The sequence below is a fragment of the Nocardioides sp. W7 genome, from assembly GCF_022919075.1.
Classification (GTDB): domain Bacteria; phylum Actinomycetota; class Actinomycetes; order Propionibacteriales; family Nocardioidaceae; genus Nocardioides.
In genome coordinates this window covers 1,112,677-1,124,961 of the sequence record NZ_CP095078.1, presented here as the reverse complement: position 1 = coordinate 1,124,961, position 12,285 = coordinate 1,112,677, and the positions used below count along the sequence as shown (strand labels likewise).

General features: G+C 71.5%; 15 protein-coding genes. 5 read left to right on the top strand and 10 right to left on the bottom strand.

Features of this window, described 5'->3' with window-relative positions; genetic code table 11:
* Positions 1–104 precede the first annotated feature (104 nt).
* On the top strand, positions 105–593 hold the full coding sequence (locus MUB56_RS05390; RefSeq protein WP_244930878.1) for a hypothetical protein: 489 nt from the start codon (positions 105–107) through the stop codon (positions 591–593).
* 22 nt (positions 594–615) lie between these two features.
* Here the strand turns inward: MUB56_RS05390 and MUB56_RS05385 are convergent, their stop codons facing one another.
* Positions 616–1,485 (bottom strand): alpha/beta hydrolase, encoded by an 870-nt coding sequence (locus tag MUB56_RS05385; RefSeq protein ID WP_244930877.1) that lies wholly within the window; start codon positions 1,483–1,485, stop codon positions 616–618.
* Positions 1,486–1,535: 50 nt separating this feature from the next.
* Here MUB56_RS05385 and MUB56_RS05380 point away from each other — a divergent pair, with 50 nt between their 5' ends.
* Positions 1,536–2,102: a TetR/AcrR family transcriptional regulator gene (locus MUB56_RS05380; RefSeq protein WP_244930876.1), complete on the top strand. Its 567-nt coding sequence runs from the start codon at positions 1,536–1,538 to the stop codon at positions 2,100–2,102.
* A 6-nt stretch (positions 2,103–2,108) separates the two neighbouring features.
* Here MUB56_RS05380 and MUB56_RS05375 read toward each other — a convergent pair whose 3' ends face one another.
* The 4 genes from MUB56_RS05375 to MUB56_RS05360 all read right to left on the bottom strand — a co-directional run bounded on the left by MUB56_RS05375 (position 2,109) and on the right by MUB56_RS05360 (position 4,083).
* The gene (locus MUB56_RS05375; RefSeq protein ID WP_244930875.1) at positions 2,109–2,600 is read right to left on the bottom strand and encodes a PGPGW domain-containing protein; all 492 of its coding nucleotides are present in this window, start codon (positions 2,598–2,600) and stop codon (positions 2,109–2,111) included.
* A 66-nt stretch (positions 2,601–2,666) separates the two neighbouring features.
* A complete protein-coding gene (locus tag MUB56_RS05370) occupies positions 2,667–3,104 on the bottom strand; it encodes a PGPGW domain-containing protein (protein WP_244930874.1) in 438 nt (145 codons plus the stop codon).
* A 20-nt stretch (positions 3,105–3,124) separates the two neighbouring features.
* Complete coding sequence (locus MUB56_RS05365; RefSeq protein WP_244930873.1) at positions 3,125–3,640, bottom strand: nuclear transport factor 2 family protein; 516 nt, start codon at positions 3,638–3,640, stop codon at positions 3,125–3,127.
* 32 nt (positions 3,641–3,672) lie between these two features.
* The gene (locus MUB56_RS05360) at positions 3,673–4,083 is read right to left on the bottom strand and encodes a helix-turn-helix domain-containing protein (protein ID WP_244930872.1); all 411 of its coding nucleotides are present in this window, start codon (positions 4,081–4,083) and stop codon (positions 3,673–3,675) included.
* Between the two features lie 91 nt (positions 4,084–4,174).
* Between MUB56_RS05360 and MUB56_RS05355 the strand changes: the two genes are divergently transcribed.
* On the top strand, positions 4,175–5,008 hold the full coding sequence (locus tag MUB56_RS05355) for an adenylate/guanylate cyclase domain-containing protein (protein ID WP_244930871.1): 834 nt from the start codon (positions 4,175–4,177) through the stop codon (positions 5,006–5,008).
* Between the two features lie 4 nt (positions 5,009–5,012).
* Here the strand turns inward: MUB56_RS05355 and MUB56_RS05350 are convergent, their stop codons facing one another.
* From MUB56_RS05350 to MUB56_RS05330, 5 genes are all read right to left on the bottom strand, one after another.
* Positions 5,013–5,429 carry a hypothetical protein gene (locus tag MUB56_RS05350; RefSeq protein ID WP_244930870.1) on the bottom strand — a complete coding sequence of 139 codons (417 nt, stop codon included), beginning with the start codon at positions 5,427–5,429 and terminating at the stop codon, positions 5,013–5,015.
* 7 nt (positions 5,430–5,436) lie between these two features.
* Positions 5,437–6,186 (bottom strand): ABC transporter ATP-binding protein, encoded by a 750-nt coding sequence (locus MUB56_RS05345; protein WP_244930869.1) that lies wholly within the window; start codon positions 6,184–6,186, stop codon positions 5,437–5,439.
* A complete protein-coding gene (locus MUB56_RS05340; RefSeq protein WP_244930868.1) occupies positions 6,183–6,956 on the bottom strand; it encodes an ABC transporter ATP-binding protein in 774 nt (257 codons plus the stop codon). Before MUB56_RS05340 ends, MUB56_RS05345 begins: the two co-directional genes overlap by 4 nt.
* The gene (locus MUB56_RS05335; protein WP_244930867.1) at positions 6,949–9,240 is read right to left on the bottom strand and encodes an ABC transporter permease; all 2,292 of its coding nucleotides are present in this window, start codon (positions 9,238–9,240) and stop codon (positions 6,949–6,951) included. The genes MUB56_RS05340 and MUB56_RS05335 overlap by 8 nt, the downstream gene beginning before the upstream one ends.
* 95 nt (positions 9,241–9,335) lie before the next feature.
* Positions 9,336–10,745 (bottom strand): ABC transporter substrate-binding protein, encoded by a 1,410-nt coding sequence (locus MUB56_RS05330; protein WP_244930866.1) that lies wholly within the window; start codon positions 10,743–10,745, stop codon positions 9,336–9,338.
* Between the two features lie 216 nt (positions 10,746–10,961).
* On the opposite strand from MUB56_RS05330, the gene MUB56_RS05325 reads away from it, so the two are divergent.
* Positions 10,962–11,612 carry a TetR/AcrR family transcriptional regulator gene (locus MUB56_RS05325; protein ID WP_244930865.1) on the top strand — a complete coding sequence of 217 codons (651 nt, stop codon included), beginning with the start codon at positions 10,962–10,964 and terminating at the stop codon, positions 11,610–11,612.
* A 224-nt stretch (positions 11,613–11,836) separates the two neighbouring features.
* On the top strand, positions 11,837–12,256 hold the full coding sequence (locus MUB56_RS05320) for a MarR family transcriptional regulator (protein ID WP_244930864.1): 420 nt from the start codon (positions 11,837–11,839) through the stop codon (positions 12,254–12,256).
* The last annotated feature ends 29 nt before the right edge of the window (positions 12,257–12,285 follow it).

Genomic DNA, 12,285 nt, shown 5'->3' with positions numbered 1-12,285 from the left:
GCGACCCGAGGGACGAGTGCTGCGGGGCCGGTGCGTCGTCGGCCCCGGGTGAAGCCTCACCCGATCGCCTGCGGCCCGCGCGACCGCGGCCCTACGGTCGGCCCATGAACCGACGTCTGCTCGTGCTGCCCGCCCTCACCCTGACCCTGCTGGCGTCCGGCGCCGGCCTCGGCTACTCCGTGGGCGCCGCCGACGCGCCCGCTCCCGTGAGCGTCGCCCGTGAGCCGCTCGCCGCCACCACCCAGGTCCGCGGCGCCGCCGACCGGACCCTCGGCCTGACCCGGGTCACCGTGATGCCCGGCGCGAAGCTGGCCTCGCACCACCACCCCGGCACCCAGATCGCCCGGATCGCCAACGGGACCCTCACCTACACCGTCGAGACCGGGCGGGTGCGGGTGATGCGGGGCGACGCCGAGGACGCCACCTTCGTGCGCACCATCAAGGCCGGCCAGACGGGGCAGGTCCGGACCGGCCAGTGGATCGTCGAGCAGCCGAACGAGGTGCACCACGCCGCCAACCGCGGCACCGAGCCGGTGGTCATCTACCTCGCGACGCTGTTCCCCGACGGCGCACCGGCCTCGGTCGCGGACTGAGCGCCGGGATCGCCGCGCCGGCTCAGCGCCTGGCGAGCCGCGGCAGCACGTGCTGCTCCCACGCGTCGCGGAACGAGCGGCGGAAGAAGCCGTGGTGCCCGATCCGGGGTACGCCGAGGTCCGCGGGCGCGAGTCGCTGCGACTCGACCGCCGTGCCGGTGTAGAGCGCCTCGAGCGCCTGCATGCTCGCCTCGGACAGCAGCTCGTCGTCGGTGAAGTGCAGGGTGCTGACGGGGACGGAGACCTCGCCGTACCGCGCAGCGGCGTCGGGCACGTCGACGGCCAGGTAGTCCGGGGTGAGGCACCAGCGGCCCCACTGCCGGACCACGCCGGTCGGCAGGTCACCGATCATCCGCAGCCGGCGACCGGGGTAGTAGCCGGCCAGCCGGGTGCTGATCGGCACGACGACCCGCCACAGCAGCGGCGCGATCAGCCGGACGGTGCCGACGTTGTGCCGCCAGTAGCCGGATCCGGACGCGACGAGCAGCACCCGGGCGACGAGGTCGTGCCGGGCGAACGGCAGCACCTGGCCGCCGAGGCTGTGGCCCAGCCAGGTGACCGGCACGCCGTCCGGCACCTCCTCGAGCAGCGCCTCGAGCGCGCTCGCGGCGTCGCCGGCCCAGCGCAGCAGGTCGCCGGTCTCGGCCCTCAGCTCCGCCACCGAGGCGGTCCCCCGGTAGTCGAAGGTCAGCGCCAGGAAGCCGGACTCCGCGAGCCACTCGGCGAACGCGCCGTAGTACGCCGCGGGCGTCGCCATGGCCGGGACCACGACGACCGCCCCGCGCGGCTCGCCCGTGGGACGGAACCAGGTCGCGCGCAGCTCGCGGCCGTCGTCGGCGAGCACCACGGCCGCCTCACGCACCGGTTTATTACGAGTGTCATAGATGGTCATGGGCCCGACTCTAGGACAGTCGTCATAGTGCGGGCAATAGACTTAACGCCATGACGAGGGACACCCGCCGCCGGATGGTCGCCGGCGCCGCGCGGATGATCGGGACCGGCGGCATCGAGGCGATGAGCCTGCGCGACCTGGCCGAGCAGGAGGGCGTGCCGCTCGGCTCGACGTACCACCACTTCCCCGGCGGCAAGGCCGAGCTCGTCGACGAGGCGGTCCGGTACGTCGGCTCCTACGTCACCCGGATCGTCGAGCAGGCGACCGAGACCGGGCCGCGGGGCGTGCTGCAGGTCTTCGCCGACACCTGGCGCACCACCCTCGAGCAGAGCGGCTACCGCTCGGGTTGCGCCGTCCTGGCGGCCGCGACCTCGACCGACCCGCGGCACCACGAGGTCGCGCGCGAGGTCTTCGAGGTCTGGCAGCGGGTGCTGGCCGGCTCGCTCGCCGACGCCGGCGTCGAGCCCGCCCGGGCGCCCCGCCTGGCCCGCACCGTGGTCGCCGCCGTGGAGGGGGCGATCGGGCTGTCCCGCGCCGCCGGCACGGCCGACCCGCTGGACGAGGTCATCGAGGAGCTGGCCGAGCTGTTGGAGTCGGCCACGCCCACTGCGGGTTGAGCCGGCTCAGTCGCGCAGGCTCTTGAGCTTGTCGTCGGCATCGACGATGTCCTGCTCGAGGTCCGCGACGGCCTCGGGGTTGCCGTGGAAGCGGCGGTAGCTCCAGCCGAGCAGGATGAACGCGACGATGGCCGAGGCGATCTGGGTGATGCCGGTGGCCAGTCCGCCGGGCAGCCACCAGTGCTCCGCGATCGGCCACCAGCCGGGGACCGCCGGGCTCCAGCTCCAGAGCACGCCGCAGGCCAGCAGGCCGAGCGCGACCAGCGAGGAGAAGCCGATCCGGAGCCAGGTCTCGACGCTCTCGGCGGCGCCCTTCAGCGCGCGGTACTTGATCGGGTTGAGGCGCCTCTCGGCCCATTCGTACTGCTGGGAGAGGACGGCGACGCCGGCGAAGATCATCAGCAGCCCGGGGCCCGGCAGGATCAGCGCGGCCACGCCGGCGAGCACGAGCGCCCAGCCACCGACCTCGATGGCCACCCTGCGGGCTGCGCCCTTCATGTCCTCGCCCTCATGGGCGAAAGCCTCCCAGATCCGCACAAGCACGGCATCCGGGATCCCCCCGATCTACCCCGTCGTGCTCGTCGCCGCCGGCGGGTCGTCGCGCGAGCGCCGCCAGGCGTACCCCACCACGAGCAGCGCCACGAGGCCCGACACGATCTGCCCGACCCCGCTCCACACCCCGCCCGGCAGCCAGGTCCAGGCCGGCAGCACCCACCACGACGGCTGGGCCGGCGCCCACAGCCAGAGCAGCCCGGAGGCGCCGAGCAGGGCGGTCACGAGCACCGTCCAGAAGGTCCGCCACGACGTCCGTACGCCGGCGGCGGCCCCGCGCAGCGCACGCACCCTGACCCGGTCGACATACTTCTCGGCCCACGGGTGGTGCTCGGCGAGCAGGGCGAGACCGGCGGCGAGCAGCAGCAGCCCCGGGCCCGGCAGAGGGAAGAGCACCACCCCCGCCAGGGTCAGCACCCAGCCGAGGACCAGCACCGTCGTACGCCGCACCCGGCGCAGGGTGCCAGGGGTCAGTGACCGGCAGGTGAACCGAACTTGGCCACGTAGGCGCGACCCTCGTCCGAGAGCCGGCCGTGCTGCTCCGCGACGGCGGCCCAGCGCATCGTCATCCTCATGAAGCGCATCGGGTTGTAGATGTCCTCCTCGCGGCTGAACATCCCGTCGCCGGCGTAGGTGACGATCGTCAGGTTCGACTCCTCGTGCACCGAGCCGTCGCCGGGGTCGGGCATCAGGTTGCGGACCTCGCAGATCAGCCGCGACGTCGACTCGTCCACCACCGACCAGGCGAGCGGGAAGCCGGTCATCACCCCGCCCGGGAAGGACGTCATCGTCGCGGTCGCCCAGGCCCGGATCTCGTCGCGGCCGCGGAAGGTGCCGTAGACGTGCTCGAAGTACGTCGCATCCTCGGTGAACAGGTCGGCGAACCCGTCCCAGTCACCGGACTCGGTGAAGCCCTGGACGTGGCCGTGGAAGACGGCGTACGCCTCCTCGATCTCCGCTGCGCTGAACTGTCCCGTGGTGCTCACGCGCACATCAGAGCAGATTTCTAGAACAAGTTCTAGGTGCGTCGGGTGTCGGTGACGACGAGCTCGTCCTCGGCGACCTCGTGCCCGGCGGCACAGCGCGGCGCCACCGACACCGCCTCCCCGCAGCGGGCGTGCGAGAGACCGACGTGGCTAGGCGTTGGCAGGTGCCGGTCGCCCCACGCCATCAGGGCGAGGACGGCGGGGACCAGCGCCTCGCCGCTGGCGGTCAGGACGTACTCGTGGCGGGTGCGTTGGCCGGCCTCGCGGTAGGGCTCCTTGGCGAGCACCCCGGCCTCGACCAGGTCCCGCAGCCGCTGCGCCGCGACCGCCTCGCTGACGCCGGCGCGCCCACCGTGGCCGGCTTCACGACCGCCTGGGTCCTCGTCGCCGCGTCCTCGCTGGCCGCCGCGCTCGCGGCCCTCGGCATGGCCCCGCTCAGGCACGCCGCCGACCCGGCTCCGGTGTCCGCCGGGACGCGGTGAGCCTGGCGACACGACCTACGGCGACATCGCCCCGGTCTGGCAGCATTCGCTCGTGGCCACCGTCCTCCTCGTCGTCGCGGTGTCCCTCGAGGGTCTCGCGATCGTGCTCCTCGTCGTGGCCCTGCAGGTCTCACGGCGCCGTCATCGACTGCTGCGCGAGGAGGTCGCGCAGCTGCGCACGCCTCCGACGAAGCCGCCGCGCCGGCTGGTGCCCACCAGCCGGGAGGTGGTCAAGGGCGTCTGGGAGACGGCGGCGCTGGTGCGCGAGAAGGGGCTCGGAGGCGCGCTGCGCAACTCCATCGACGACCTCGCCGGCTGGGCCCAGGTGGCGCGTCCCGACCTGGTCCGCCTGGCCGGCCCGGACGGCAGCCTGTCGATGCTGTTCTCCGACATCGAGGGCTCGACCGCCCTCAACGAGCGACTCGGCGACCGGCAGTGGGTCCGGCTGCTCGCGCGCCACGACCGGACCGTCCGCACCCGCGTCGCGAGGTACGACGGCCACGTGGTCAAGACCCAGGGCGACGGCTTCATGGTCGCCTTCCCGGATCCCGAGCGGGCGACCCGCTGCGCGGTGAGCGTGCAGCGGGCCTTCGACCGGGGGTTCCGCGACGGCCGGCCCGACCTGCGGGTGCGCATCGGCATCCACCACGGTGACGTCGTGCACCGGGAGGGTGACATCTTCGGACGCCACGTCGCGCTGGCCGCCCGGGTCGCAGCCCTGGCCGCGGGCGGCGAGATCCTGGTGAGCGACACCGTCGCGACCGCGCTCCACGAGCACCCCGACCTGGTGCTGGAGGAGGGCCGGACGGTCGAGCTGAAGGGGCTCAGCGGCGAGCACGCGGTGACGCCCGTGTTCTGGGGCGACCGCGAGCCCGCCGCGGAGTGACGAGCTACCGCTGCTCGCGCAGCGCGGCCACCAGCTCGTCGTGCCGCTCCTGCGACTCCACGACCTGGCGCAGCAGCCAGAGTCGCATCAGCGCCGAGAGCGACCCGGCGAGGTAGAACCCGACGCCGAGGACGGACAGGGCGAGGAACGCGACGGCGAGGATCTGCGCGGAGCCGGTGTCCCGGGAGTCCTCGTAGCCCAGCGAGAGCTGGTAGGCCACGAACGCGCCCACCACTCCGACGATCATCGCGACCAGGCCGACGACGCGCACGGTGCTGTCGCGCGAGGCGCTCCCGGTCTTCAGCTTCTTCTCGGTCACCGCGGCGGTGAACGCCTCGCTGCGCTTACCAGGTCGGGCACTCACGGTGGTCTCCTCGGCGGTTCGGGGGTCGGCTTGGTGGTCGGCGGTGTTCGTGGTCATGGTGGCGTCATCCCCCCAGGTAGGTGGTGGACAGGTCGACATCGATCTCGGCCGGGCTGCCGACGGCGGCGATCCGGCCCTGGAGCATCACCGCGGCCACGTCGGCGATCGGCAGGACCGTCCGTGCGAACTGCTCGGCGACGAGCACGGAGATCCCCTCCTCGACCAGCTGGGCCACGGTGTCGTACATCTGGCTGACGATCATGGGCGCGAGACCCATCGACAGCTCGTCGAGCAGCAGCACGGCGGGGTCGGTGGCCAGCGCCCGCGAGAGCGCGAGCATCTGCTGCTCGCCACCCGACATCGACCCGGCCAGCTGGTTGCGGCGGTCCTGGAGGATCGGGAAGCGGAAGTAGGCCCGCTCCTCGATCTGCTCACGTGAGGCACCGGTCCCGGTCGCGAGCCAGAGGTTCTCGCGCACGCTGAGGTTCGCGAACACCCCGCGTCCCTCGGGGATCAGGCACACCCCCATCCCGGCCGCGGTCTCGGCGCTGACCCCGTTGACCTTCTGCCCGGCGTAGCGAAGCTCGCCCCCGGTGATCGGCAACAACCCGGCCGCGACCTTGACGGTCGTGGTCTTGCCGCCGCCGTTGGGGCCCAGCAGCGCCACCACCTGACCGGGGTGGACGGTGAGGTCGACGCCGTGCAGGACCTGGATCGGGCCGTACGCCGCGCGTACGCCGACGAACTCCAGCACCGGCGGGACCGGCTCCGGCTCGATCGGTCCGACCGGACGATCGTGAATGCTCAAGCTCATGTGAGGACCTCCCCGCCGATGTAGGCCGCGACCACCTCGGGCGAGGACTGGACCTCGGCCGGCGTGCCGGACGCGATCAGCCGGCCCTGGTCGAGGACGTGGATGGTGCTGCACAGCTTCATCACCAGCGGCAGGTCGTGCTCGACCAGGCAGATCCCGAGGCCGGTGGCCGCGAGTCCGGCCAGCATCTCGGCGAACTCCTCGGTCTCGTGCTCGGTCTGGCCCGAGGCCGGCTCGTCGAGGAGCAGCAGCCGGGGATTGGTCATCAACGCCCGGGCGACCTCGACGACGCGGGCCCGACCGGTCGGGATCGCGGAGACCTCCATGTCGGCGATCGGGGTCAGCCCGGTGAGCTCGAGGAGCCGGTCGGTCTCGGCCTCGACGTCGTACCCGCCGCCGATCCCGCCCCCGCGCCAGCGGCGTCCGGAGCGGACGATGTCGCCGGCGACCCGGACGTTGTCGCGCACGCTCAGCGACAAGAACAGCTCGAGTCGCTGGAAGGTCCGCGCGATGCCGAGCGAGGCCCGCTTCGCGACCGGGCGACCGGTGATGTCGACGCCGTCCAGGATCACCCGCCCCGACGTCGGGCGCTGCATGCCGGTGACGGTGTTGAACAGCGTCGTCTTGCCGGCGCCGTTGGGGCCGATCAGCCCGGTCACGCAACCGGGCTCGACGCTCAGGCTCACGTCGTCGACGGCCGTGTTGCCGCCGAAGCGGACGGTGATGCCGCGGGTCTCCAGCAGGGGGGTGCTGGTCGTCGGGCTAGACACGGGCCACCTCCGGTGCGTCGTGCGGGTTCTCGTCCAGGGCGGGCAGCGCCCGGGCGGGCAGCCCGAGGTAGGTGTCGAGGTCGTAACGCTCCTCGGGCGTCAGTGGCGCATCGAGGGCCCGGAGCTCGGGTGGCACCTCGGCCGCCCGGGCCCGGCGCTCGGCGAGCTCGGACTCGGTGAGGACCTGCTCGGGCATCCAGACCCGGCCGAGCACGGGCAGCAGCACCACGACGAAGAAGATGCCGAGGGCGAAGGTCCAGTCGCCGATGACCTCGACCCAGTTCAGGGCCAGCAGTGCCAGCCCGGCCCCGATCCCGGCGTACAGCACGGGTGGGGCGTTCCGCAGCGGCCGGTAGGACTCGCAGATGTCGTTGACGATGCCGCTGGGGTTGCGGTTGACGCCGAGGCCGGTCAGCGCGATCGCGATCGCGAAGACGTGGCTCAGCGAGCCGAAGAGGCCGGAGTACATGTCGCTGTCGGCGGCGAGGTTGCCGAAGGTGCCGTTGATGAGCGAGAAGCCCATGCCGATCATGAACCCGCCGAACAGGGCGCCACTGACGTAGCTGACACCACCGACGACGGTCAGCATCACCAGCGCCAGGCTGGCGGTGATCAGGAAGTTGTCGGGGGCCACCGAGCCGACCGCCATCACCATCAGGATCGAGCCGAGGCCGGCTATCGCCGCCGAGAGCATGAAGACGCTGAGCTTGAGCCGCACCAGCGACTGCCCGAGCATCGCCGCCGCCGCGGGGCTGTCCTTCATCGCCGCCAAGCGACGTCCGTAGCCGCTGTTGCGCAGCGCGATCACCGCCACGCCGAGCACCGCGAAGACGACCGAGAGCGCGACCAGGTACGTCGCGTCCTCGCTCAGGTCGAACGGGCCCAGGTCCACCGGCGGCAGGGTGATCACCGCCGCCGGGAAGATCGTGTTCTCACCCCAGATCGGCCAGTCGCGCGGAGTCACCTCGCTCAGCACCAGCGCCGAGACCAGGCCGCCGAACGCCATCGTCGACAACGCGAGGTAGAGCCCGCGCAGGCGCAGGGCCGGCAACGCGACCAGGCCGCCCACCAGCGCCGCGGCCAGCACTCCGGCGATCACCCCCGTCCAGGACAGGCGGGCGTCCATGCCGGTGCCGGACACGCCGACGTGGTAGGCCACGATCACCGCGATCGAGCCGAAGGACAGCGGGGCGAGGTTGATCTCGCCGGCGTACCCGGTCAGCGGCACCAGCGACAACGCGATGATCGAGAACGCCAGCCCCGCGGCCCACGGTCCCAGCATCAGCGGGTTCGCGATCTTGGTGATCACGAACATGATCACGACGAAGGCCACCGCCCACCCGGCCGCGAACCGCACGCTGGGCACCCGGGCCCGCTCGCGGGTGCGCTGCGCCGCACCGCGCAGCCGGTCCTGGGGCAGCACCAGCAGCACCAGGAACAGCACGATCATCGGCAGCGCGGTCTTGACGTTGCCGACCCAGTCCCACTCGGTGGGCGCATAGGCCAGGACGTACGTCGAGGCCAGCCCCAGGAACAGCGCGCCGACGAAGGTCCGCGGAATGCTCTTGAGACGGCCGAACATCGCCGCCGCGAAGGTGTCGATGACCAACAGCGTCAGCGTGTTGGCCTCCAACGACCCGCCCGCCACCGGGGTCACCAGCACCCCGGCGAGCGCGGCCAGCGCGGCACCGACCGCCCAGGACGCCATCGCGACCCGGTCGGGGTTGTAGCCGTTGAGCCGGAGCAGGTCGGGGTCGTCGACGACCGCCCGCATCGTCACCCCGACCCGGCTGCGGGTGAACAGCAGCCGCAGGCCGATCGCCAGCGCCGCGGCCGCGACCAGGCAGAGCAGCTCGTGGTAGCGGATCGTCACCCCGAACAGCTCGAAGGAGGTCCGGTTGCCCCACAGCATCTCCACGGTGCGGGGCTCGGAGGGGTTCCAGATCCACTGCGACAGCGAGACCATGCCGAGCAGCACGGCCACGGTCACGACGACCTTGGTCACCTCGGCCACGTCGCGCAGCCCGTGCATCAGGGTCTTGTGCAGCAGCACCCCGGTGAGCGGGCCGAAGACGAGGACGACCAGCACGAACGCGACCGGAACCGGCAGGCCCCAGCCGACGCTGAACTGCCAGTACAAGAACGCGGACAGCATCGCCTGCGCCCCGTGAGCGAAGTTGAAGACACCCGACGTCGTATAGGTCAGCACCAGGCCGGACGCGGCGATCGCATACACCGCGCCCATCACCAGGCCGACCAGCGTGTAGGTCAGGAACAGGTCCACGAAGTCCCTCCCCAGGAACTGCAACGGGAACTACTCGGAATGGTGGTGCGGGGTCCGACCGCCGTGGCGACCGGACCCCGCACCGATGAATCAGCTCAGCTCGACGGCGTGATGATGTCGTCGGTGAGGTACTTCGTGGCGATCCGATCCTTGGTCAGCTCGATGCCGCCCCAGGCCGACGACGGAGCCGTCCGCGGCCCGTCGGTGCAGAAGTACTCGCCCTTGGCCGCCGGGATGATCTGCTCGTAGGCGTCGCCCTTGACCTCGGTCAGGAGGCCGCAGTACGGGGTCCGGTTGTCGCCGGGGTTGCTCTCGGCGTGCAGACCGCCCCCGGTCCACGTGGTGACCTTCGACAGACCGTCCACCATGCACTGACGGGTCAGGTCGGAACCGCACTCCTTGGCGACCTGCGCCCAGAGGATGAACGACGACGTCGCCTGCATGCCGAGCAGGCCCTTGACGCCTCCGAACTCGTCCAGCACCGACAGGTAGTCGGCCACGGCCGGGATCGCGTCGGCGTTCTCGAACGGCTGGAACTGCATACCGACCTTGATGCCCTCGGTGAGCTCGCCGACGTTGGCGTCGAGCACACCTTCGAGGTACCACGTCGCCTCCGAGCCCATGATCACGTCCAGGCCCTCGACGGCCGCGGCCTCGAGGAAGGAGTAGATCGGGGGCGACGGCGGGGTGAAGGTGAACAGCGACGTGACGCCGCACTCCTTGTACTTCTGGACGATCGCGCGGTAGTTGTCGCCACCCGCGGACTTCAGCCGGACACCGCAGTCGGTGGCCTTGGCCCCGACCGCCTTGAAGTTGTCGAAATACCGCTGGAGGCCCTGGTCGACCGCCGGGGAGTCGCTGTTGACCATCCCGACCTTGGCGAACTCGGGGTACTCGTCGATGAGGATCTGCTGGGTCGCCGCGTTGTACTCGTCGACCGGTCCCGGCACGCCCTGGTAGTGCATCGGCCCCATCGAGGCGGCCGGCGAGATCGTGAACCCGGGGACGGTCGGCATCTTGCACTTGATCCGCTCGGGCTCGGCGTTCTCGTCGAGACCGAAGCCGTGACCGACCATCATGAAGTCCTGCGAGCAGGACTCCTTCATGACCTGTGCGGACTCGAAGATGGCCGCGTCGTAGCGGTTGCCCTTGATCTCGCGGCCGTTGATGCCACCGAGACCGTTGCACCACTGGATGAACGCCGCCACGGCGTCGCCCATCTCCTGGTTCAGGCCGGGCGTGGCCGTGAACCCTTTGTCGTCGCCGTACCCGATCGTGATCGAGTCGTCGGTGACGCCCTGCTCGGTGGCGCCCGATGCGTCACCCTCCCCGCACGGCGACTCGAGGTCGCCGAACGTGTCGGTCGGCAGCTCGGCGGCGGCCGTCTCGGACTCACCGCCATCTCCCGGGTCGCTGCTGCCTCCGCGGTCCGATGAGCAGGCCGGAACGAGCAGCAAGATGCTGGCCGCTGCGGCTCCCGCCCGGACCAGACGCTGATGACGCATCAAAGTTTCCCCTCCCTAAAGAACCTTCGGTGTGATCGCGAGCACATCAAACCTCATTGAGGGTACTATGTGAATAGTCGTTGAGGTGCCGATGTGAAGATCGCACACGGGAGGTCTCGCCCGCACCGGTTTGGGTGATCACGATCACACAACGCCTCTCTGTGCAACGGTTCGACCATCCCGGAGACCGGGACGATTCCTGGAGAGAGGGCGCCTGTGGAGGACAGCACGACGACCGGCGACAGCACGGCGATCAGCGCGAAGGGCACCCGCCTGAACCGCCGCGGCCTGCAGACCAGGCGCCATCTGCTGCGCGTCGCCCTGCACTGCCTGGCCGAAGGCGGGCCGGAGTCGGTCAGCGCCAACCTCGTCGCGCGTCAGGCCGGAGTGACCTGGGGGACGGTCCAGCACCAGTTCGGCGATGTCGACGGCCTGTGGGCGGCCGTCCTGGAGTACGTCGCGGTGGAGGGCGGGCCGATGCTCGCCGACATGCCGGACCAGACCGATCTCGCTGAGCGGGTCGACGCCGTCGTCGAGATGCTGTGGAACAACCTCGACCTGCCCGTCTCACGAGCACTCCACCAGCTGCGCATGGCGCTGCCGCAGGAGCGCAGCGAGCTCGAGACGGCCTTCCCGCGGACCGCGAAGGCGATCGCCGCCTGGGAACGGAACTGGGCCGACACCGTCGAGCACGCGTTCGCCGACCTCGACGTCGACCGGGTCCGCCTCGCCCGGGTGCGGGCGATGCTGCCCGCCGCGATGCGCGGCCTGCGGGTCGAGCACGCGATGAGCACCTACCTCGACATCGACGCCGCCCGGATCGGCCTGCGCGACGCGATCACGGCGTACCTGTCGTCCGACTCCTGAGCCCGACCCTCCCGAGTCGACCACCGGGCGGCCGGTGCGCCGCGGCCAGGGAGGAGGCCACGGCGCACCGTGCGACCCGCAAGGGTCGAAACCGAGCCTAGGCAGCATCCGGGAGTACCGACGGGTAGGTGACGGGCGCCACACCATGACTGTCGGTCACGCCGACTCCCGGTGGCTGGAAGCCGTCCGATCGACCGCTCCCCGGGCCGTGCCACACTCGCGTCATGGCCGAGGACGACCTCCTGCGCGCGCTCGGGACCGAGCTGCTGCGGGCCGGGCGCCTGCGCGCCGCGTCGTACCCCGGCTCGGTGCTGGACAACTCGGCGTTCCGGATCCTGTGGCGGCTGGTCGAGCGCGGCCCCTCGACCCAGCGCGAGCTCGCCGAGGACCTTCAGCTGGAGCGGTCCACGGTGACCCGGCAGGTGGCGGCCGCACTCGAGCGCGGCCTCGTGGAGCGGTACGACGCTCCGGGACGCGGCGGGCGGCTGCTGCGCCCGACCGCTGCCGGCGACGACGCCTACCTGCACGACGGGCGGCTGCGCGCCGCCCGGATGAGCGACGCTCTCGACGAGCTCGGCGTCGAGCGCGCTCAGGGGCTGATCGCCGACCTCCGGGCGTTCAACGACGCCCTCGACCGGACCTGAGGTCCGACCGAGGGCGTCGACGAGACGAC

Bases quoted from the DNA above. Each gene is read 5' to 3' on its own strand.
- MUB56_RS05390 (WP_244930878.1), top strand. From the start codon at position 105: ATGAACCGACGTCTGCTCGTGCTGCCCGCCCTCACCCTGACCCTGCTG.
- MUB56_RS05385 (WP_244930877.1), bottom strand. From the start codon at position 1,485: ATGACCATCTATGACACTCGTAATAAACCGGTGCGTGAGGCGGCCGTG.
- MUB56_RS05380 (WP_244930876.1), top strand. From the start codon at position 1,536: ATGACGAGGGACACCCGCCGCCGGATGGTCGCCGGCGCCGCGCGGATG.
- MUB56_RS05375 (WP_244930875.1), bottom strand. From the start codon at position 2,600: ATGAAGGGCGCAGCCCGCAGGGTGGCCATCGAGGTCGGTGGCTGGGCG.
- MUB56_RS05350 (WP_244930870.1), bottom strand. From the start codon at position 5,429: ATGACCACGAACACCGCCGACCACCAAGCCGACCCCCGAACCGCCGAG.
- MUB56_RS05345 (WP_244930869.1), bottom strand. From the start codon at position 6,186: ATGAGCTTGAGCATTCACGATCGTCCGGTCGGACCGATCGAGCCGGAG.
- MUB56_RS05330 (WP_244930866.1), bottom strand. From the start codon at position 10,745: ATGCGTCATCAGCGTCTGGTCCGGGCGGGAGCCGCAGCGGCCAGCATC.
- MUB56_RS05320 (WP_244930864.1), top strand. From the start codon at position 11,837: ATGGCCGAGGACGACCTCCTGCGCGCGCTCGGGACCGAGCTGCTGCGG.